The sequence below is a fragment of the Aeromonas sp. 603757 genome (genome assembly GCF_049171255.1).
GTDB lineage: Bacteria > Pseudomonadota > Gammaproteobacteria > Enterobacterales > Aeromonadaceae > Aeromonas > Aeromonas veronii_A.
In genome coordinates, this window is record NZ_JAAKOE010000002.1 from 352,231 (window position 1) to 374,391 (window position 22,161).

The window sequence follows — 22,161 nt, forward strand, 5'->3', positions numbered from 1 at the left end:
GTTTGCTAGCAATAATGTCAATTATGCCTTGGCCTGACGCCACTTCGTTAGCCATCGATACTGTTCGGGATGAATGCGTAACAGCTCTGCGATAACTGCTTCACGTTTATCGGCTGTCATCCGGGTAAGAAGCGACCTGACATCCGACATAATGCTGTCACGGCCAGCGCCTCTGGCTTCCGCCTTGCAATACCACTCATGTCCCTCACTAATGTTGCCAAGCTCGATACAGACTGCACCAAGTAGTGTGCAGGGGCGAAAGTTGTTGGGTTGAAGACGGTGAGCTTCAGCACCCATGTTGAATGCGGCAGCATGTTCGCCATGGTCACGCATCGCGCCACCATGCGTGGTGAGAATGGCGGATTTCAGCTTGGGCTGAACCTGCCTCTTGCCTGGGATGGCACTCAGCAGCGCAATCGCCTCATTCGATGCTGCGCATTTACGCAAGTGTCCGCTGGCATTGACTGCACTCCATGGGTTCTTGCTGTTGCGGTACTCTGCTAGCCAGTGATCAGCTTCGAGTCGGTTGTAGCTATGCAGAATCTCCTTTGTCTCGTACTCACGGCCATTGCTCTTGAGCCAGATGGTTTCAGTCTCCAGTAGCCGCGTACCTGCATCCAGCTTGAGAAGGATTGCCATGAGCTGTTTGAGGTGATGTGATTCGACATATCCAGTGACACCATACTTCTCCCTGAGTGCTTGGTTCTTCATCCGTGCGATGTACTTGGGGTCACTCTCACGTTGAATCCGCTCAGCCTCAAGTCGCACACTTCGGGCTTTCTGCTCGGCTTTATAACGTTCTTCATCTGCGGCCTTCTGAGCGGCGATCTCGCGTTGTTTCTGTTGCGCCAGCTCGTTTCGTTGCTCCTGTTCCGCTTTTCCTTTTTGGTCGAACTGCTCTTGGGATAGTTCACCGGTCAAGAAGCGCAGCAAGGCATTCAACCCCCTGTTCAAGAGAAATTGTCTGTTAGCTGCTGATATCGTCGCGCCTTGTCCAGCAGCGACAAGGAGGCTGTGCAACCTGGCACCGCCCGTGATCGCACTGGTGATATCATCCACCCAGAATTGTCTGGCCAGTTCATGCGGGGGGAGGGACACAGAATTCTGGCCATCGGCCAGACCATTTTTGATCCGAAATTTCTGCAGGTAATCCCAAGTGGGATTTTGTCTGGTCTTCTCTATATTAGCTTTGTCGTCTGGCTGAGCAGCCAATGGCTTCGTGATTGAAGGTTGGTAGCGATGCACAATCTTTCGGCCCTTATAGTAAAGAGATTTAGAACGGCGCTGCTCCTGTTCTACCGCAGATTGGCGTCTGAACTCAGGGAGAGTCATATCGCCGTTGATAAAGCCTCTCAAGGCGTTAAGGTCATAGTTGGCTAGAATGTCACAGCGGGGCGGATTCAGAGGTTCATTCCTGAATATGGCTACGAGCAAACTATGGAGGTTATCGCCTATCGATAGGGCAGCAGGAATGTCATCGACACCGTAATAAGTTGCGAGATCCATGGGCGAGATAGACATCGAGCACACTCCTTGTGCAAAAAAAGAATTAGTACAATAGCGCCGCTGGCTTTTTACCCGCAATGGGTGGCTTCAAATTCATCGCTGCGAATCCCCCTGTATTTCTCTATACCCCAAGAGCTTCAAACTGAGGGGCATTCAAGGGGGGGAGGGATAAGTTTGCTGACTGATGGCGTATCAGTCGGCAATGAAGGTCTCTTAGCCAGCCTTGGCAACGTCCCGTACTTTTTGCTCTACTTGGTGCGCTATGGCCTGAATCTGAGCCAGTTCTAGTGAGCCTGCCCTAAATTGGGGGAGTTGCTTGGGGAGTGCAGCGGCACTGACGATGTAGGGGAAGGTGATCTTCTGGCGTAAATCTACAAACCAGCCAGGTAGAACCAGAACGCCACCTACCGGGACTTCGGTCCCAGTTGCACTGTTGAGCCAGTTACGCACAGTGGTGACGTTACGGCGGACCTGTTCGAGCGGCGCTTTTTCAACATGGTTTGGGAAGTGAAGCGCATCATTTTCGACCCGAACCTTGAACTGTTTTTCTCCATTGTTGATGGGTTTGGAGCGACCCTTAGTCTCGATGACAAAGACCCCGTTAGGGCAGATGATCAAATGGTCGATATTGAAGCCATCAAACGGGATATCGTGGTAAACCCGATAGGGGTGCTGTTGGGGCCTAACGATTTGGTCCAGCTCCTGACCCACTGCCAGTTCACAGGAGTAACCCAGCTTGAGGTGTTGAACCTTGTTGGCCATTTTGTAAGTTTTGGTTGTGCCATAGATAAAGAGACCCAGCATGACTACCCCGGAAATCAGCATCACAGTCGTGCTCATAGCCTTCTTATCGATGTAGCTCTGTAACAAGAGGTAGAACCCGATCATCATCATGGTCAATGGCGTGAATAGCATTTGGGAAAAGAGGTCTATCTGTAGGTCTTGGATTTGCTGTTGCAGGGTGTGACCCGCTGGCCTGAGCAGGTCGGCGGTCAACGGGCTGACCCTATGTGAGCGAAGCCTCTTTCTTATTAGCAAGATGATCCCAACTGATAAGAATATCGGGCCCAAGAACAAGCCAGAAGTTGCCAGAACAGATACCGCGAGCGACGAGAGTTCCATTTCATGCGTCTTTTGGGGAATGTGGTGAGGTCAGGTTAGCTGACCTATAGGAGTCTATCCATTGGGATGTGGGGTAAGTATCACAGTATCTGATTATCCCCAATGGAGATCTTACACCTTGTGGTGTTAGTGAGATAAAACAGAGAGTTACTGCGCCTCCTTTGTGCGCAAATGGGGTTCGTTGCGCTTGGGTTTACTTGGCTGGTTATATGTTTACTGATGCGACCCGGAAGCTGGGCGGCTGTAGCAACTCACTCGGTGGCCTTAGCAAGCAGTCCTATGACAACACTTCCCAATGCCCACCCTTGCGCGGACCAACAAAGCGCAATCGCCCCGCTTTAACCAATGCAGCAGCTGCTCGCTCCACCGTGCTGGTCGATTTGCCTATTCGCTCGGCTACTTGTGTCAGGGTCAGGGCATGCTCGCTCGCTAAGATCGCCAACACTGCATCCGGTGTTTTTGCCCGCATTTCTACCTTCATTTCTACCGGCGTTTCTACCTTCACTTTTTCTGGCGGGGTGGGCTGAGATGTCGGCTGTGCGGTAATCGCTTCGGCCAACGCATCTCGCAGCGCCTCTAGCAGAAACAGAATAAAATCGGTGCAGTCACTCAGCCTGTCGGCCTGACTTAATTGGTGGTAGTCGTGCTCTTGGCGCTCTTTGATGATCGCTTCCACCGGCAGGAAGGCCATCACTGGTTGCCAACGGCTCAAGATCACCGTTTGCCACAAGTGTCCCATACGACCATTTCCATCTGAAAAGGGGTGGATAAACTCCAACTCGTAGTGCAAGGCACAAGAGGCGATCAAGGGATGGGCCTCTGTTTCTGCCAACCATTGCATCAGTTGTTCCATCAGACACGGAACCTGAGTCGCGGGGGGAGCCATATGCACTAATTGCTCACCTCGATAGATGCCGACCCCACTGCTACGCCATTGCCCTGCGTCATCGCATAACCCGTGCATCAAACGTCCATGGGCCCTGAGCAAATCCGCAGAAGAGGTAGGGGCCCAAGCCGACATTGCTTCATATGCGGCAAACGCATTGCGCACCTCCTGGATCTCACGGGGCAATCCCAGTACAGGTTTGCCGTCGATCACTGCCGTGACTTGATCCAGGCTCAGGGTGTTGTGCTCGATAGCTAGGGATGCCTGGATGGTGCGGATCCGGTTTTCCCGGCGCAGCATGGGGACTTGCGAGCTCTGCGTCGAGCGCCATTGCCCCACCAATTCTGCGATCTCCGCCACCCGGCTCAACATGGCGTGGGTCAGGGTGAAGGGAGGGGAATAGGCTGCCATGGGGGACTCCGACTGAAACGATTGCAAATGCGAAGGCTCAGAGATTATCAGATCGGGGGCAAGACCAACACGGCGGCGTATCTTTGCGAATTCTGTGATAAGCGGTATGCGATGTTCTATGACGGAGTGCGATTTGTTGCGAACTTGCGGTGTTACTCGCTCCATCTACTTGCTATTTCATGCAATGAGATGCAAACGAAGCTCCTTGATTTATAATCCCTCGACGTTCGCGTCGTGCCGGTTCGATTCCGGCCTCGGGCACCATTAAAATCAAAGAGTTACGAAAGGCCACTAGAAATAGTGGCCTTTTTCTTTTTCCTAAATGGCGCCAAAATGGCGACAGCGATTGTGTCGAGTCCACTGCTTCATAACAACAAAGCCTGCTGAAGGCAGGCTTTTATAGGGGTCTGTATATAGCCGAGGGATTTACCTCGTGGGGCAGGGTATGGCCGCTTACTTCCACCACTCCTTACCCGGTAAGTTATTCCATTCTCCAACCGGGTATTCATGGCCATGAAAGCGCTGCGTGGTGCCTAATGTTCTCTGACTGGTGGTCTGAGAGGCTCCGTCCTGCTCTACGGTCCCTGTTTTCGCTTTGGTTACTACTCTCAGATCATTTAGCCCGTTAGATATCCCTGACAGGACTTGGAGGAAAGCCCTCATCACTTTGGTCTGCTGCGCTTGCGATGCTCCCTCGTTCTGTTTTTATGATTATCTGGTTCGTAGGAGAGTAATTAACCGTGAGTGCATGCAACAGTGCCGTTAGTTGCGCCGTTTGTTCAAAGAGAGCCGGGATTCCGCAGGCAGTCGCGCCTTGATGTCGATGATGCGAACGCTGGGGTATCAGATTGGCCGATTCAAAGTCCGTAACCTGATGAAGGAATCCGGGTTGGCATCCAAACAGCCGGGCGCACACCGTTATAAGGTGCCCGGTCTGCACGACCGGATATTCCCGATCTGCTGGCCCGCAAATTTGATGTCCAGCAACTCAATCAGGTGTGGCTATATCACCTAGGTTTGGGCAGGGGCTAGTTGGCATTATCTGGCTGTGATGCTCGACCTGCATACCCAGCGAGTTGTGGGCTGGACGATCTCTGGTAAGCCTGATGTAGATCTGGCCATCAAAGCTCTGGAGATGCCCTATCAGCAGCGGGCTTGTCAATCAGGGTGTGCTGTTTCACTCCGACCAGGGCAGCCAATAGGGCAGTCGGGCATTTCGGCAACGACAGTGGCGCTATCGCATGGCCTGGAGCATGAATCATGGTGGTAACTGCTGGGATAACGTCCCGATGGAGTTGCTGTTCAGAAGCTTGAAGTCACAGTGGCTCCCAGCAACGGGATACCTGAACCTGCGGGAAGCGAAGCTGGATATCAGCTATTACCTGATGGATTGCTAGGCGTTGTTGCCCAAATCGATGCAGCTTGAATGGAACTAGCTGAGGACTCGGTGATCTGCTCATCACCATCCTCTTCAAGTTTGCATCATGGGCATTTCGCTGCACCCCATCACCAACTGGCCTAAATACAACAAGTCTTTGATTCACCGTGGTTCACCCACCTTCTGGGTTGATGCCGAGGCCATGAGCAACTGGTTTCACCACGACTATCACGGACGGCAAGGCCGCAGCCAGTTCTACACCAACCAGACCATCTGTACCTTCCTGATGCTCAAGGGAATTTTCAACTTCACCCCGCGGGCCACTCGGGGACTACTCGACTCCCTGCTCGAGTTGAGGAATCTGGCGTTGTGCGCACCGGACTATAGCTGTGTCTGCAAGCGAGCCCGTATGGTGAAAGTGGCTTATCGCTCCCCCCAAGGGGACGCGTTACCGACTTGGTTATCGACTCAACCGGGCTGAAGGTGTTTGGTGAAGGTGAGTGAAAGGTCAGCAAACACTGCGCCGAAAAACGGCGAGTGTGGCGCAAGTTGCATCTGGCGGTAGATCCGGTGAGCCACGATATCGTGGCGGCGGAAGTCTCGCTGGGACATGTTTATGCGGATGGCGCCGACGACAGTAAAGCCAGCCATCAGCTTATCTAGCGCACAGGGGGCGACAGCCTGTATCCTGACTAGCGAAAGCACGGCGTTATGGAAAAGGGACACCCGAGAAATGATGCTGTGTTGTGATGCGCAAGGAAGGGCTAGCGGACTGGAAGAAGATATCGGGGTATCACCGTCGCTCGCTGGCCGAGACGGTGATGTATCGGTTCAAGCAGTTGTTGGCGGGGAAAATCAGTCTGCGTAACTAAACGGCCAAGTGGGAGAAGTCATGGCGTATGTAAGCGCCATAAACAAACTCAATACCCTGGGTCTACCTGTCAGAAAACCCCGAGTGTTGCGGTCACCAGGGGCTGGGGAAGTCATGACTTGCTGGGGGATTTGGGCAACAACGCCGATTACTACAACTGGCGGCATCCACATCAACACAATTACGGGGTCACGCCAGCAAAAGCCGAGGATCCGCCTAATCAAGAGTCCGGATTTAGTTGACCACTACAGACTGTGCTTGAGTTCATGTTACAATTTGTCAATCTTTCACTATCTACGTCAACCATATGCAAAACCAGAAAAGCAATAGGATTGATTTCGCAAACACTCTAAGAGGCTTTGCTGCATTAGCTGTAGTTATTTCACATTACTATGGCGTTTTTTGGTCAAGCCGTGCAGCTGTAGAGGTGTTAACAAATGCGCCAATGCTTCCCTTTGAAACGCATGCAATTCCTATTTATGTTTCATTATTAAACGCATTTTCATTATTTAATTGGGGGGCATATGGTGTAGCATTATTTTTTATCATTAGTGGCTTCGTAATTCCATTTTCTTTGCAAAAAACAAGTTGGTTTGGTTTTACTATCAATCGAATGCTGCGAATTGTGCCAACATATATTGTAGGTTTTAGTATTACGTTGGTTGCCATTTTAATTAGCTCACATTATTTTTCAAGGGAGTGGCCATTCACTACTCAAGAGGTATTGATTCATTACATACCTGGTATTAGAGATGTCTTATGGTCAAGAGGTATTGATGGAATAGTGTGGACGCTAGAGATAGAAATGAAGTTTTATTTTGTCTGTGCGTTATTGATTGTGCTATTTCGAAAGCAATCAACCATGGTTTTTTTAGCCCCGATATTTATCTTCATAGCATCGATTGTTATTAATAAGTATATTCCCGGTTGGGGTAATACGGATGCAAGGTTGTGGCAATTGGCAATGACCTTTATGACAGTGTCGCAATATATTATATATATGTTCATTGGGGTGGTGTTTCACTATGTCCAACGTGGTCGTATTGAAAGAGACAAAGCATATCTTTTAATTGGAGTGATTTTTTGCCTTTTCTGTTTGCAATGGTATATTGGCCCCGCAGCTGCCGGAATAACGGTAGCATGGAGCTATGCATTTGCATTGCTGACCTTCATTTTTGCATTTACGTATCAGGATTTTTTCAGGTCAAACAAGTTCTTCGATTTCCTGGCAGATATAAGCTACCCACTTTATGTGATACATGGTGTCGCTGGCTATGTAGCGCTTAGAATCTTACTCGATCTTGGCATGAAAGCTTGGGTTTCACTGTTGATTGTGACTGGTGGGTGCATATTTTTATCTTGGGTTTTACATAAGCTAGTGGAAAAGCCATCCCAACGAGTTGGTAAAAAATTGGCTGGCTACTTTATTATCAAAAAAAATGACTGTAGAGTTAATAATGAAGTGGCCGTTAGTCATTTAAATTAAGTCTATTAAGCTGCTGTACAGATCTAGTTATCACCTGACACCGGCCTCAAGCCGGTGTCTTGTTTACGCTACTTTAGAGCGCACTTCCTTCGGTAGCAATTTCAGACCCTTCTTGAACATGCTGTAGGGCGTCAGTCCCTCCATCATCCTGCCCTGATGCGGCCGCTGGGTGTTGTAGTGCGCCAGGTAGCTACCCAGGTCTGTCTGCATCTGCTCTACCGACTCATACCAGGTCGTCCTCCCCTTGATACGGAAGTGTTCATCCAGCAGTGTGCGATGCAGCCGTTCGATAAAGCCGTTGCTCTGCGGCCTGCGTACCTTGGTTGTCCGGTGCTCAATCCCCTCCAGTTGCAGGAACAGCTCGTAGGGATGATGGTCTGGGCGCCCACAGAACTCGCGCCCGTTATCCGACAGGATGGTATAGACCCGTGCCTCGTGGGCCTCGAAAAACGACTGTACCGTTTCATTGAGCACATAGACCGAGGTCACCGGCAGCTTGCTGGTGTAGAGCCGTCCCCAGGCGTGGCGGCTGTAGCAGTCCAGCACGGTTTGCAGATACACCTGCCAACCCCTTGGATCGCGCCGACGAAGAAGGTGTCGACAGCCACCAGTTCTCCGGTGTAGTGGACCTCAATCTGACGTTCTCGAAACTCTGGGCTGAGACGCTCGAACAGGCGAAGTTACTCGTCATTGAGCTCTTTGGCGAGCTCTGGCAGGCTGAGTTTTTCTCGTTGCAGGTCTACGGTGACTCCAGATAACACAGTAGGGGGCACTGTTTTGTTATCCGGTTTGAAGCCATATGACCACTCCCTTTTGTGGACAACTGTCAGGTGAATACCAACTCCATACAGCCAGGGAGTGGCACCAGAGTCGGCTAGCCATGCACCAGCGCCGCGGCGGCCACCTTGTGACGGGCGATAAGCTGCTCGATATCCAGCCCCTCGATGGCGCCATCCACCACCCGCCACTTGCCACCCACCATCACCCGATCGGCCCGCTCGGCGCCGCACAAGATGAGGGCCGCGATGGGATCGTGACTGCCGCTAAAGCGCAGGTCGTCGAGCTTGAACAGCGCCAGATCTGCCTGCTTGCCGGGCAGCAGCTCACCGAGATCGCCGCGCCCGAGCAGCCGGGCCGAGCCTACGGTCGCCCACTCCAGCACCTTGCGCGGAGTGATGCGCTCGGCGCCGTAGCGCAGCCGCTGCAGATAGAGCGCCTGACGGGCCTCCTGCATCAGGTTCGAGGCATCGTTAGAGGCCGAGCCATCCACCCCTAGCCCCACCGGCGCACCGGCCGCCTCCAGATCCAGGGTCGGGCAGATGCCGGAGGCGAGCCGCATATTGGAGACCGGACAGTGGCACACCCCGGTGCCCGCCGCCCCCAGCCGCGCAATCTCGTCCGGATTGAAGTGGATGCCGTGGGCCAGCCAAGTGCGATCGCCAAGCCAGCCCACCTTTTCGAGATAATCGACGGTGCGCAGGCCAAAGCGTGCAAGGCAGAACGCCTCCTCATCCAGCGTCTCCGCCAGATGGGTGTGCAGCCGCACATCGAGCTCGGCCGCGAGTCTGGCGCTTTCCACCATGATCTCCTCGGTCACCGAGAAGGGGGAGCAAGGGGCCAGCGCAATCTGGATCTGCGCCCCGGCGCCGCGCTCGTGATACTGGCGCACCAGCCGCAGACTGTCATCGAGGATCTGCTGCTGCCCCTGCACCGTGTGGCGCGGCGGCAAGCCCCCCTCATCTTCGCCAAGGCTCATGGAGCCACGGGTCAGCATGGCGCGCATCCCCAGCTCACGCACCGCCGCCACCTGAATATCGATGGACTCCTCCATCCCGCGCGGGAAGAGGTAGTGGTGATCGGCCGCCGTGGTGCAACCCGAGAGCAGCAGCTCCGCCATCGCCACCTTGCTCGCCAGCGCCAGAGCGTCGGGCGTCAATCTGGCCCAGACCGGATAGAGAGTCTTGAGCCAAGGGAAGAGCGGCTGATTGACCACCGGCCCCCAGGCGCGGGTCAGGGTCTGGTAGAAGTGGTGGTGGGTATTGATAAGGCCCGGCAGCACCACATGGTCGCGAGCATCGAACAGCTGTTCGCACGGTCGGGCAGGCTGTTGGCCTGCCGCCAGCACCTCGCTTATCAGACCGTTTTCAATCACCAGCCCGCCGCGGCCATCGACCGTTTCGGGGGTAAAGGTGGCAAGGGGGTTTTTAATCCAGATACGGGTAGCGGACATGGCCGACTCCTCCATCAGTGACACATAGGGGTGAGCCAGCTCAGTTATACCCTGTCTGCTGATCCAGAGGCGGCGGTCAGCGACCGCGGCCAACCCAGTCTAGACATACGGCGCAAAAAGTCTGTGATCGCCGTTTTGAATCAAGGTGATAGCGACGGATTACCCAAGGCGACCATCCACACAAGGTTTACCCCGCAATTAATCAACCAGTGATTAACAAAAGCTTGTGCCAGCGCAAAAAAACCTCTGGTTTCTGATAGTTGCGTGATGGTCGCCATAGTTAAGCGCTCAATGAATCCGTAAGATATTTGGCGGCGCCTGTTGGCCCCTTTTCCCAAACCAAGGTCAACGGCGCAATGTGGCAGCGACAGTCAGGGGCGGTAGCGTCCTTAACGGAGACCAGCCGGTCTCCCGCCCCTGCGCCAAGGTAACCGTCCCCTCTCCCCTGCGGGAGAGGGTTAGGGTGAGGGGTCGCCAACCCCGTTGGCATGACTTCGCCAGCAGGGTCGGTAGGGTCGATTAGCGAAGCGTAATCGTCCGTGCTAACCGCACCCCTTGCAGGTGAAGCCCATGGCGCAATCCACAAAGCCTGACGCTGCAAGCAAACCCGCGTCGAATAGAGGTGCAATTCACTTCGTTCATTGCACCCTACGGTAATGGCCAAACGGGCTCACCCCGGCGAACAACAGGGGGCAACAGCCAACCCGCAGTGCCGAGGCCAGTTAACAGGCGTAGGGTGCAACAAGCGCAGCGCATTGCACCGCTGTAACACCCCCCAACCTATTCGGGGCAAAGATCGGGCGGGTTGTTGTCTCACAGCCACCCCCTCGCCCATCCCATGGCGAGAGCAGATTGTCGCACCTATGCAACAAGCGCCATCGACATGGTTGCATAGGTGAAAAAAATCATGGTGAGTACAACAACGAACGGTACCCACGCTTATCGAACAGTGGTTTTATATTGAAGGCCCGATAGTGAGTATTTTACCGTAATAACACCTTATTTCTCGAACGTCCGATTACGCTTCGCTAATCGAACCTACGTCCCTTATTTATACAGGAAATTCAATATGTTTATTGAAGGTGGCCAAGAAGAAAAAAGATTACTTATTGAAGCTCTTTCTAGATACAATTACTTCCCGAATCAACGATTAGGGTTAAGTGAACTACCTCCATCATTTGACTCGAGACAGTTTACTCCAGAAGTCCTGACATCCCTCGTTAAATTACAAGCAGCAAAAGTAAGAAAAACTTTAGGGTATAGTCTTACAGAGTATCGCTCAACAAGATTCAATAACATTCCTAGATTACTTGGAATTATTCATCCAAAAGCTTACTCACATCTTGCAAGCTGTATTCACGAGAACTGGGATGAAATAAGAAAAATAACAAAAAACCATTGCAGCCAAATAAAACCAACTTTTCATCACAATGAAAAGCGCCTACTTGTCATGAATTACGACGATCCATCAGAAAAAATTAGACGAGCCCTATGCGCTGAGTTTACAAAGCGTTTTAGAGTACATGCAGATATTAGCAATTGTTTTCACAGTATATACACACATGCAATTCCATGGGCCATTGTTGGTGTTGAAGAATCTAAAAGACGACTCAAAGAAAACGAGAAAAAATCTTGGCCTGAAGATTTAGATTTTCATCAAAGAAGAACCAAAAGAAATGAAACACAAGGTATACCAATTGGCCCTGCCACATCCAGTATCTTGGTAGAGGTTATTTTACAATCCGTAGATGAAGCGCTAAATCGAAAAGGATATCACTTCATAAGGTATATCGATGACTACACATGCTATTGTGATACAAATGAACATGCTAATGACTTCATCTTGGATCTAGAAAATTACTTATCTATCTACAAACTCACCCTAAACTTAAAGAAAACATGGATTGAGACATTACCAGCGCCAACAGAAGATGAGTGGATATTAACATTAATTTCATTCCTCCCTAGCAGATTGGCCAATGAACATGACGGTGAAAATAAATTAACAACATCAGAAACGTTGACATTCATAAATCAAGCGATTCGTTTAAATAAAACAACGCCTGATGGTAGCGTGTTGAAATATGCCATAAGCATCATTCTTAATCACATTGATGATTATGCTGCAATCAACTTACTGGATTCTGTTATAAATTTATCTTGGCACTACCCCGTTTTAGTACCCTTAATTGATAGAATCATTGACCTAACAAATTATCCTGCTGAACAGATACTAGAGCAACTGAATAAGATAATCGATATCAATGCACTTTCAAGACGGTCAGATGGTATGTGCTGGCCATTGCACATAATGTTGAAACATAATTTAACATGCGATGAATCAACTGCAGATAAAATTATAAAAAGCCAAGACTGTGCCGCATTATCTCTATTGTTAGAGCAAAATGAACACAACAATAAAATTATTGACTTTACAAACGAAATAGTATCGTCAGATATATACACTAAAGATAACTATTGGCTATTACTATATCAAATGTATTACAAGGGAATAATTGATGCACCCTACCAAGAAATAGAGGAAAATGCTGTCTTTAAGACTTTAAAACAACATAACGTAAATTTCATACCTAGAAACTCTAAAACTAAACATGAAGAAAAATGTGATGAAATTCTCAGAGAGATACAAGCTGAACAGCTCAAAGATATTTTTTCAAACACACCTGTTGAGTTTTAATTATTTACCCCCTCAATCATAGATTTCACATTTATCTATTCAGTACCTACGTGTGATAGGCACTAAAGATTAGAACGGAACCAACAAAATATTTACCGTTGGCTAATTCTGTTTGGCTTCAAAAAATCACTTGCCAAGCAGCGCTTGCAGCGGCGAAACACCATCGAGAATGGTATTTTCACCCCCAAAAAAACCGCAGCCTTGAGCTGCGGTTTTTATTTACATTCCCCAAACACGCTTCTATTCCAACCAAAACCCTATTTCCCCAACCCCTTGCACTGCTCTCCCCCTGCGGCGGGATAGGCGGTGAGCGTCTCATAGAGGGCGGCGCGCAGGCTGCCGGATTGGCAGAAGTCGCAGCTGCCGCCAGCGTCGATATCGGTGATGCGGGCGCCTTGCGGCCCGTCCAGTACCAGATAGGTGCTGACAAAACGGTAGGTGCCGCTGGGGGCGTCAAGCGGGGTGCCCGGCTCGCCAAAGGTGAAACGCACCTTGACCTCGCTGCGATCCCGGCTGCCGGCGATGGCGCGCGAGGAGAGGATCTCCGAGCCCAGCAGGTTATCCCAGGCGTTGGGCAGGAAGGGGTTGCCCTCGACAAAGGGGGGCTTCTCGTCGGGGGCCTCGCGAGTGGCTATTTCGCGCGCCTTGGAGGCGGCATTGAGCAGGCAGAGCAGCTCGGGGGAGACGATAGTGGGCAGCGTGCCGCCGAGATCGCTCTGATAGAGGCCGCTCGGTTTGACTTGGCGCTCCCAGTCGAGAAACTGGGCCACCTTGGCCTTGGCGCGGGCACTGGCGGCTGGATCGAGTTTGCCGCTGGTGGTGGTGCCCGCATGGGCCGGGGCGATCAGGGCCGCCGCAGAGAGGGCCAGTGCCAGCACGGGCCAGCTGGATATCTTCATGGTGCCATCTTCCTTATGTTCACTTGCATGGGCCGCGCCTTGAACAAAGCGCCGGGCCCTGAAAAAAAGAGCGCAGCCCAAGGGCTGCGCTCTGCGTCAGATCGTCAACCGGCGGCCCTTAGGCACGGCGCCAGCTGGTCTTGCCGGCGCTGTCTTCCAGCACGATGCCCATCTCGGTGAGACGGTTGCGGGCGGCATCGGCCGCGGCCCAGTTCTTGTCGGCACGGGCCTGATTGCGCTCGGCGATCAGGCGCTCGATCTCGGCAACCTCTTCGTCCGCTTCGTCACCCTTCAAGAAAGCCTCGGGGTCTTGCTGCAGGATGCCGAGCACGGCGCCCAGCTCGCGCAGACGGGCGCCCAGCGCAGCGGCAACGGCCATGTCTTCACCCTTCTGGCGGTTGATCTCGCGCACCAGATCGAACAGGGCGGAGTAGGCTTCCGGGGTGTTGAAGTCGTCGTCCATCGCCTCCTTGAAGCGCGCTACCTGCTCGTCACCACCGGCAGCAGCGGCGACCGGCAGATCGCGCAGGGCGGTGTACATCCGCTCCAGCGCGGCGCGGGCTTGCTTCAGGTTATCTTCCGAGTAGTTGAGCTGGCTGCGGTAGTGGCCAGACATCAGGAAGTAACGGACGGTTTCGGCGTCGTAGTGAGCCAAGACGTCGCGAATGGTGAAGAAGTTGCCAAGGGATTTGGACATCTTCTCTTTATCCACCATCACCATGCCGCTGTGCATCCAGGTGTTGACGTAGTCGCCACCGTGGGCGCAGCAGGACTGGGCGATCTCGTTCTCGTGGTGCGGGAACTGCAGATCGGAGCCGCCGCCGTGGATGTCGAAGTGGTTGCCAAGGTGCTTGGAGTTCATGGCGGAGCACTCGATGTGCCAGCCAGGACGGCCCGGGCCCCAGGGGCTTTCCCAGGTCGGCTCGCCCGGTTTGGACATCTTCCACAGCACGAAGTCGAGCGGGTTGCGCTTGGCATCGACCACGTCAACGCGGGCACCGGCTTGCAGTTGCTCCAGATCCTGACCGGAGAGCTTGCCGTAGTCGGCGTAGGATTCGACGATAAACATAACGTCGCCGTTATCGGCCACATAGGCGTGCTCTTTATCCAGCAGGGATTGCACCAGCTCGATGATCTCTTCGATGTGCTGGGTGGCACGCGGTTCGATATCCGGGCGCACCATGCCGAGGGCGTCGAAGTCGGCGTGCATGTCGCCAATCAGACGCTCGGTCAGCTCGTCGCAGGTGACGCGGGTTTCAGCGGCACGCTTGATGATCTTGTCATCCACGTCGGTGATGTTGCGCACGTAGGTAAGGTCGTAACCGGCGTAACGCAGGTAGCGAGCGACCACATCAAAGGCGACGAAGGTGCGGCCGTGGCCGATATGACAGTGATCGTAGATGGTTACACCACACACATACATGCCCACCTTGCCCGGGTGGATAGGTTTGAATTCTTCTTTTTGACGAGTGAGTGTGTTGTATATCTTCAGCATCTTCTAACCACTGCCTGTGAGTAAAATGGTTGGTCATAATACCCCGTTCAGGGGCAGAAAACGAGGCAGAAAACGTGGCCAATCCCGCCTGCCAGCACGGTTACGGCGCCAGAGAGACTATGCCGCCAGCCCCTGATGGGCTAGAATTGCCACCACTTTATGCCATACACCTGCGGGCACTTGGTCGCCCGCATCAAATGAAAGGACATATCATGGTCACTCTGCACACCAATCACGGCGACATCACCCTCACCCTGAACGCTGAAAAAGCCCCGGAAACCGTGGCCAACTTCCTGCAATACTGCCGTGACGGTCACTACGACAACACCATTTTCCACCGCGTCATCGACGGCTTCATGATCCAGGGCGGCGGCTATGCCCCGGGCTTTGAAGAGAAAGACACTCGCGCTCCCATCAAGAACGAAGCGGCCAACGGTCTCTCCAACAAGATCGGCACCATCGCCATGGCCCGCACCATGGAGCCGCACTCTGCCAGCGCCCAGTTCTTCATCAACGTGAACAACAACGACTTCCTCGACTTCAAATCCGCTACCACCCAGGGTTTCGGCTACTGCGTATTCGGTGAAGTGACTGCCGGTATGGACGTGGTCAACAAGATCAAGGGCGTCAAGACCGGTAACTACGGCCGCATCCACCAGGACGTGCCGGTAGAAGACGTGGTGATCACCAAGGTGACCCTTGCTGACTGATCTCTGCCGACTCGGCACTGACAAAACTGCGGCCCCGGCCGCAGTTTTTCCATCTGCCTCCTCCACTGCCAGCCCAAACTGGCGCCGCCTCGACTATCTGGCCCACGGCAACCCGCGCCAGCGCTCGGCCCATGCCCTGCTCACCGCCGGTGTGTGGGATGAGCTGGCCGCGCAGTGCGCCGATATGGCACTGGTGAGCACGCTCGCCATCGGCCTGGATCGGCCGGGCAGCGATCTCGATATCCTCTGCCAGCATCCAGATCCCGCCGAGTTTGCCGCTACTTTTGCAGAGCAAGGCTGGCAGGCGAGCGACAAAGGCGACAATGTCTGGCTGCTGGAGCGCACCTTTTCCTGCCTCGAGCAGAAGAGTATCGATAGCGATTGCTACAAGAGCGATGCCTGCTGGCTACTGGAGCTCTATGTCACCCCAGCTCCCATCGAGATGCAGAACGGCTGGCGCCACCTCACCTTGATGGCGGCCCTGCTAGAGCGTTTTGGTGATGCCTTCTACCGTGACGTGCTACGTCTGCGCCTTGAAGAGGGACTAAAAGGGGAGGCGGCCATGTGCCGGTTGCTGGGGCTGGAGGGCGATCCTTATGAAGCGCTGCTGACGCTGGAGGGATGCAATCTGGCCGAGCTGGCATGGCAGCCGCCATCCCGTGACGATATCCATACCTCAACTAGCGCGATGGCGCCCGCAGCACACGATCCGTCCCCTGTTGTGTCTACTATCTCTGCCACCCCTGTTTGCCCTGTTTCGACCGAGAGCCCGATCCCCACATCATGAGCACCCTCTTTATCAGTGACATTCACCTCTCTGCCCAGCGGCCCGATATGACCGCGGCACTGGTGCGCTTTCTCGAGCACGACGCCCCCGGCGCCGATGCCCTCTATGTGCTGGGGGATCTCTTCGAATTCTGGATTGGCGATGATGACCCCAATCCGCTCCATCAACAGATGGCCGATGCCTTTTTGGCCCTGAGCCAGCAGAACGTGCCCATCTACTTTATCCACGGCAACCGTGACTTTCTGCTGGGCCAGCAGTTTGCCAAGCGCGCGGGGATGACCCTGCTGGGGGACCCCTGTGTGATCGACCTCTATGGGGAGCGGGTGGTGCTGAGCCACGGCGATCTGCTCTGCACCCTGGATCTGGGGTATCAGAAGTTTCGTCGTATCACCCAGCTCAAATGGCTGCGCTGGCTCTTTTTGCGACTGCCGCTTGCCCGCCGTCAGGCCATCGCCAGCAAGATGCGCGGCCAAAGCCAGATGGAGAATGCCCACAAGAGCCAGATCATCATGGATGTGACGCCCGCGGCGGTGGACGACACCCTGCGCGCCCACGACTGCCGGATGATGATCCACGGCCACACCCACAGACCCGCCATCCACGACTTCACCCTGGACGGCCAGCATGCCCGCCGCATCGTGCTGGGAGACTGGTTCGAGCAAGGCTCGGTGCTGATCTGCCGCCCCGGCGAGCAGCGGCTGGAAATGCGGGCGCTGGCAACGATCGGCCCCGCCGCTCACCCATCCGTCTGACATCCCCCCTGCGAGGGTTGCAGGCAAAACCTGCGGCCCAGCATCCCCTGTTAACCCGGTGAAGCGACTCATTACGGTGAGCTCAGGCTGGTATGGCCTGTGCTGATGGGGGGCTCGCCCCATCCCTATCGGTTCTGCTGCACCAGCAACACCAAATACGGCAAAAGCCGGCCAAAAAAACATCCAAGATGCTGAAAATAAAGCAAAATGACCATTCAATCAGCGTTGAAATAAGCAAGGCAGCTCATTAGACTACCGACTCCCCTACCCGTCGTAACACAAGGAACGTATCAGACAATGAAAAAGACGGTTCTCACTCCCTTACTGGCGCTGTTGATCACAGGCTGTGGCGGCGGTGATGGCGAACAGGAAGAGACCCCTATCCGCCCCCCTGTCACCCCCAACTATTTCGAGGCATCCAGCCAGAGCAGCGCGGGCGGACAGTTGAACCCCACCAGCCTGCGGTTGGCGGCGGGTGAACAGGGGCGCTTCTCGGTACAGGCTGACAGCGGTTACCTCCTGACCGGGATAAGCGGATGTGATGGCACCCTGGACGGCCTCACCTATACCACTGGCCCCATGAGCAGCGATTGCCAGATCTCGGCCAGCTTCACGCAGGAGAGTGCCGCCGTCTATTTCAACGCCACCACCCAAGCTTCTCAGGGGGGCGCACTCAGCCCCGACGCCCTGCGTCTGAACGCCGGTGAACAGGGCCGTTTCACCGTGCAGCCCGAGAGTGGCTTCGTGCTGGCGCAGATCGCAGGATGTGAGGGCACACTGACGGGCAACACCTATACCACAGCACCCATGCGCGCCGATTGTCAGATCTCGGCTCGCTTTATCAGCGATGCCGCCAATGCGATTGCCCGGGAAGATCATACCCTTGCCAGCGAGCAATCCCTGATCGCCCATGCCCGTGCGGCGATTGCCGACAGTGAGACGCACCGCACTGAGCTGGTTCGCAGCCTCTATCACGGAATGGCACAGATCAGCTGGAACCCGAGCCACGACTCCATCACCTTTTCCAGCTTCCAACCGGAGAGCACGGTGACCCTGCTCCCCTCCAACATCAATGGCAAGGGGGAGAGCGAGATCCGGGGGCTGGTGATGGTCTCAGAGCAAGCCGATTACCGTCAGGCAGCCATGGGGGCGAACCTGTTTTCCGTTGACCGCACAGCGCAGAGCGAGGCGCTGCTCAAGGGGCTGATTGGTTGGCTGACCCGGGGCAAGGATAGCGATGGCCTGCGCATCCTCACCGCCCAGATGCCAAGCCGCACCGATAGCTGGTATTTTCCCCATAACGAAGGCGTGCGGGACTGGCTCAAGGCGATCTATCCCGACAAGCACAGCATCAACCCGGCCAATACCTGCGATTATCAGGCGTTGAGTGACTGCATCGATACCATGGCGCCGGAGCTTATCGTGATCAGCGATATCGACCGCCAGGGGCTGGGGTATCAGGGGATCGCACAGGGGATTGCCAAGGCCAAAGCGGCCGGGATCCCGCTGCTGCTCTCCAACTATCGGCGCGATGCCAGCCCGCTGCTAAGCCCCCTCTATCTCGATATGGGGCTGGTTACCTGGGGCAACTACTGGTCAAAACTCAGAGCCAGCGATCTGGCAGTGAACACCATCATGGCACCCGACGCCCAGCTGATGGCGGTCGATACCCTGCTTGGCAACCTTCTGGATCGCAACTTCACTACCCAGTGGCTCGATAGCTGCGGCGGCAACTTTATCAATTGCGGTGGCTCGGAGAGCTTCAACCAGCAGTTCAAGCTGGGTGCCGACTGGCTGAGAAATGGGGCCATCACCCTCGACAAGGCCGGGATCAGTCCCTTTGCCCGTGACGGCGTGACACTGTTGCCCGCCACCCTGCTGCTGGCCGACAAATACCGTGCCGCCATCGACTACCCGATTGCCTGGGATGAGCATCAATCCTGGCAGCAGGCGATGTTTGCCGACTGGCTGGTGAGCTATGCCCGCACCCGTACCCCGGCCCAGCCCGATCTGGGGGAGTACGTCACCGATCGCAACAAGGTGGTGAAGAGACAAGCGGCTCACTACGCCTATCCCGCAACGCTCACCGACAGTCGGCGCATTGCGGTTCCCTACAGCGGGCAGTGGACCACCACCGGCTGGTATGCCCTGCCGGGACAAACCATCACCCTGAGACGCACCGATAACGCCGATGTGTCCGCTACCGTCCGACTCAACTACCACAGGCCCAATACCAATCGCGCCTATGAGCAGAAGATCTATCGAGCCCCGCTGGAGCTGGCCACCGGGCGGCTGATCTTGGCCAAGGGGGGCAGTGTCACCTTCACCTCGCCCTATGGCGGCCCTATCTACCTCTATCTGGAAGGGGCGGCTGCATCGCTGGCCGTCCAGGTGAGCGCCACGGGCGTCACCCGTCATCCGGCCATCATGGATTTCAGTGATGAGCAGCAGATACGAGAGTTCAACGAGCGGCTGGAACAAACCGAGCTGCCCCATATCGATCTGCGGGCCGATGGCGCCGAACAGCATCTGCGCCGGGATCGCTTCACCAAGGCGGTGGGTGGCGTCATCCCCGACACCAATGCCCTGCTCGACAGCATCGCCCGGGATCACATCAATGGTGTCTACACCCTGGCGGGCCTGAAAATTCAGGGCAAGGGGCTCGATGAGTCGCTGCCTGCGGATGTTAAAAACGCCTGCGTGGCACTGTTGGGGGAGGGGTGTCTCGATGAATCGCTCCATACCCGCACCATCATCCAGCATGCCAACTATGACCAGAATGCCCATTGCGGCAGCGGTTGCAGTGGCAACCCGTGGGACTCTTCCGGCAGCATCAGCCCGACCGGCTGGCTCGACAATCACGAACTGGGCCACAACCTACAGACCAACCGGTTGAACGTGCAGTACGCTGCGGCAGACGATGCCGACAACTGGAGTGGCTACGGCAGCCGGGCGGGGGAAAACTCCAACAACATCTTCCCTTATGTGGTGAAGTGGCGCGCCCATTATCTGAGAGATGGCAACACGGCGCCCATCAAGGATGGACACATGAATCACAAGGATCTCTTCTATGTGTTCATGTCTGATGCGGCGCAGGTACGGGACAGGAGTGGCAACCGCGTCGTGCTCGGGGCCAACTGCAAGGTGCTCGATACCGGCGAGAGTCGCTACGAAGCCCCCTGGAAGAGCAATGCCTACGCCGTCCACAACGGCTATCGCATGGCGTTTTATATCCAGATGGCATTACGCGCCCACCGTATGCTCCTGACTGATGGCACCCGGCTGAACGATGGCTTCACTCTCTTCACCCTGCTCTATCAGCATTCACGGATCTTCGGCGCGGCAGCCGACAGTGAAGTGCAGTGGAATGCCAGCAAGGATAGGCTCGGCTTTAGCCTGTTCCCCTACTCGGGGCATGCGGTCTATGGCGGCAAACGGGTGCGCGACATACCGGGCAATGACTTTATGCTGGTTGCACTCAGTCGGCTCACCGGTTGGGACTGGCGCAATCATTTCGATCTGCTCGGCCTGCGTTACTCAAGCCTCGCGGTCGCTCAGGTGCAGGCCAACCAGCGTTATGGCAGCCTGCCGATGGGGATGTATGTGCTGGAGGATGACCTTCCCCCAGCCAACATGAGCGAAGGCGTCACATTCCTGCCGCTCTCTGAAAGCGACGGATCCACCCTCTGGCCCCGCAACAGTGGCTCGCCAAGCGCTTGCCCAACACCCTGAATCCGGTCATCACGATAACCACAACAAGCGCCCGGCTGGGCGCTTGTTGTTTATCCGGCCTTTGGCCCCATGGTGGATGCCGAGAAGGTTGGGGAGTCTGCGTGGAGAAGAACGAGCCGAAAATGTGTAAGCCTGTGTAAGGACTAAACACATCTCTGGCCCATCCACGCAGCCATGTTACAGCACCGTCATCTGACCGGCATAGAGGATGAAGTAGCGCAGCAGCAAGATCCCCACCAGGCTCAGGCTGCAGACCAGCACCAGGTGGGAGTGCTGGTGCTGGCGAGCTGGCGAGCTGAACAGCCCCAACAGTTGGGGAAGCAGGATGCCTATGCCAATCACGCCAAACCAGAAGACCTGCGACCAGAAGCCGCCGCCTATGGCCGCCCACATCGCTGCCTCCCGCTGGCCGCCACCGAAGTAGAGGCCGGTGAAGAAGCAGACCAGCAAGAAGATCTCGATAGCCACCATGGGACGCTCGAAGCGGTGCACAAAGCTCACCCCCTTGCTATGGCTGCTCTCCTTGAACAGAGTCACCGCCAGCAAGATGGTGGAGGCTACCCCCGAGCTGATACCGGATACCAGAAACAGCGCCGGCAGGATCGGGTTGTTGAGCATGGGGTAGGTCTTGAGCGCCGAGAGCAGGAAGCCGGTATAGGCCCCCAGCAGTACGGCCAGCAACAACAACAGGGGAGTAAGCAGTCGCTCAAGCTGTGCCAACTTGCCTATCAGGGTATCGATGAAGGCGAACCTGTCCGCCAGCAGGTGTCGCCGCAACCCCTCGATCTCGGCTCTGAAGACCACCGCCAGCCAGGCAAACAACACCGTCATATAGACCTGAAACAGCATGACCCCCATCGACATCACGGAATCGAACTGATAGTGGAACATCAGCTTCCAGAAGGTCCAGGGACGAGCCAGGTGGAAGATGAGGATCAGCAGCCCCAGTATCACGCTGAGCGGGGCCAGAATGGCGGTCGCCCTGATGATGCCGTTCTCGCTGCCGGCCCCGCGCTGGCGCAACAGCACCGAGAGGGTGACTGAACCGGCGGAGATCCCCAGCAGAAAGAGGTAGATGGCGATGGGACCATCCCAGACCAGTGAGTCGAAGTGAAATGCGTTATGCCACATGGTACACACCTCCCGTTTCGCTACTCACCATCTGCAGAGGGATACCGCCATGATGCGGGTTATGTGG

General features: G+C 55.0%; 13 protein-coding genes and 3 pseudogenes. 8 read left to right on the forward strand and 8 right to left on the reverse strand.

Annotation, left to right across the window (positions count from 1 at the left end; all coding sequences use genetic code 11):
• Nucleotides 1-21: 21 nt before the first annotated feature.
• The 3 genes from G5332_RS03415 to G5332_RS03425 all read right to left on the reverse strand — a co-directional run bounded on the left by G5332_RS03415 (nt 22) and on the right by G5332_RS03425 (nt 3,925).
• Nucleotides 22-1,521 (reverse strand): hypothetical protein, encoded by a 1,500-nt coding sequence (locus G5332_RS03415; protein WP_421249572.1) that lies wholly within the window; start codon nt 1,519-1,521, stop codon nt 22-24.
• Nucleotides 1,522-1,719: 198 nt separating this feature from the next.
• Entirely contained in the window at nt 1,720-2,502 is a 783-nt protein-coding gene (locus G5332_RS03420; RefSeq protein ID WP_421171930.1) for a nuclease-related domain-containing protein, read from the reverse strand.
• Nucleotides 2,503-2,905: 403 nt separating this feature from the next.
• Entirely contained in the window at nt 2,906-3,925 is a 1,020-nt protein-coding gene (locus G5332_RS03425; protein ID WP_421311111.1) for a Fic family protein, read from the reverse strand.
• A 655-nt stretch (nt 3,926-4,580) separates the two neighbouring features.
• Here G5332_RS03425 and G5332_RS03430 point away from each other — a divergent pair.
• From G5332_RS03430 to G5332_RS03440, 3 genes and pseudogenes are all read left to right on the forward strand, one after another.
• Nucleotides 4,581-5,316: pseudogene (locus G5332_RS03430) on the forward strand (IS3 family transposase); the annotation flags it as partial.
• 93 nt (nt 5,317-5,409) lie between these two features.
• Nucleotides 5,410-6,261 (forward strand): annotated as a pseudogene (locus G5332_RS03435) (IS5 family transposase); the annotation flags it as partial.
• Nucleotides 6,262-6,481: 220 nt separating this feature from the next.
• The gene (locus tag G5332_RS03440) at nt 6,482-7,660 is read left to right on the forward strand and encodes an acyltransferase family protein (RefSeq protein ID WP_216953306.1); all 1,179 of its coding nucleotides are present in this window, start codon (nt 6,482-6,484) and stop codon (nt 7,658-7,660) included.
• A 63-nt stretch (nt 7,661-7,723) separates the two neighbouring features.
• Here G5332_RS03440 and G5332_RS03445 read toward each other — a convergent pair.
• Both G5332_RS03445 and G5332_RS03450 read right to left on the reverse strand, forming a co-directional pair.
• A pseudogene (locus G5332_RS03445) lies at nt 7,724-8,358 on the reverse strand (integrase core domain-containing protein); the annotation flags it as partial.
• Between the two features lie 176 nt (nt 8,359-8,534).
• Nucleotides 8,535-9,890 carry an 8-oxoguanine deaminase gene (locus G5332_RS03450; RefSeq protein WP_421171932.1) on the reverse strand — a complete coding sequence of 452 codons (1,356 nt, stop codon included), beginning with the start codon at nt 9,888-9,890 and terminating at the stop codon, nt 8,535-8,537.
• Nucleotides 9,891-10,959: 1,069 nt separating this feature from the next.
• Between G5332_RS03450 and drt4 the strand changes: the two genes are divergently transcribed.
• On the forward strand, nt 10,960-12,588 hold the full coding sequence (gene drt4, locus G5332_RS03455) for an antiviral reverse transcriptase Drt4 (protein WP_421171933.1): 1,629 nt from the start codon (nt 10,960-10,962) through the stop codon (nt 12,586-12,588).
• Between the two features lie 257 nt (nt 12,589-12,845).
• Here drt4 and G5332_RS03460 read toward each other — a convergent pair whose 3' ends face one another.
• On the reverse strand, nt 12,846-13,487 hold the full coding sequence (locus G5332_RS03460) for a hypothetical protein (RefSeq protein WP_421311112.1): 642 nt from the start codon (nt 13,485-13,487) through the stop codon (nt 12,846-12,848).
• A 118-nt stretch (nt 13,488-13,605) separates the two neighbouring features.
• Complete coding sequence (gene cysS, locus G5332_RS03465; protein WP_201946039.1) at nt 13,606-14,982, reverse strand: cysteine--tRNA ligase; 1,377 nt, start codon at nt 14,980-14,982, stop codon at nt 13,606-13,608.
• Nucleotides 14,983-15,194: 212 nt separating this feature from the next.
• On the opposite strand from cysS, the gene G5332_RS03470 reads away from it, so the two are divergent.
• From G5332_RS03470 to G5332_RS03485, 4 genes are all read left to right on the forward strand, one after another.
• Complete coding sequence (locus G5332_RS03470; protein WP_005337417.1) at nt 15,195-15,692, forward strand: peptidylprolyl isomerase; 498 nt, start codon at nt 15,195-15,197, stop codon at nt 15,690-15,692.
• Nucleotides 15,682-16,479 carry a DUF4269 domain-containing protein gene (locus tag G5332_RS03475; protein WP_421171936.1) on the forward strand — a complete coding sequence of 266 codons (798 nt, stop codon included), beginning with the start codon at nt 15,682-15,684 and terminating at the stop codon, nt 16,477-16,479. The genes G5332_RS03470 and G5332_RS03475 overlap by 11 nt, the downstream gene beginning before the upstream one ends.
• The gene (lpxH, locus tag G5332_RS03480; protein ID WP_421171937.1) at nt 16,476-17,231 is read left to right on the forward strand and encodes a UDP-2,3-diacylglucosamine diphosphatase; all 756 of its coding nucleotides are present in this window, start codon (nt 16,476-16,478) and stop codon (nt 17,229-17,231) included. Before G5332_RS03475 ends, lpxH begins: the two co-directional genes overlap by 4 nt.
• Nucleotides 17,232-17,528: 297 nt before the next feature.
• Nucleotides 17,529-20,963: an ImpA family metalloprotease gene (locus G5332_RS03485; protein WP_421311113.1), complete on the forward strand. Its 3,435-nt coding sequence runs from the start codon at nt 17,529-17,531 to the stop codon at nt 20,961-20,963.
• Nucleotides 20,964-21,140: 177 nt separating this feature from the next.
• Here the strand turns inward: G5332_RS03485 and nrfD are convergent, their stop codons facing one another.
• The gene (gene nrfD, locus G5332_RS03490) at nt 21,141-22,094 is read right to left on the reverse strand and encodes a cytochrome c nitrite reductase subunit NrfD (protein WP_421311114.1); all 954 of its coding nucleotides are present in this window, start codon (nt 22,092-22,094) and stop codon (nt 21,141-21,143) included.
• Between the last annotated feature and the right edge of the window lie 67 nt (nt 22,095-22,161).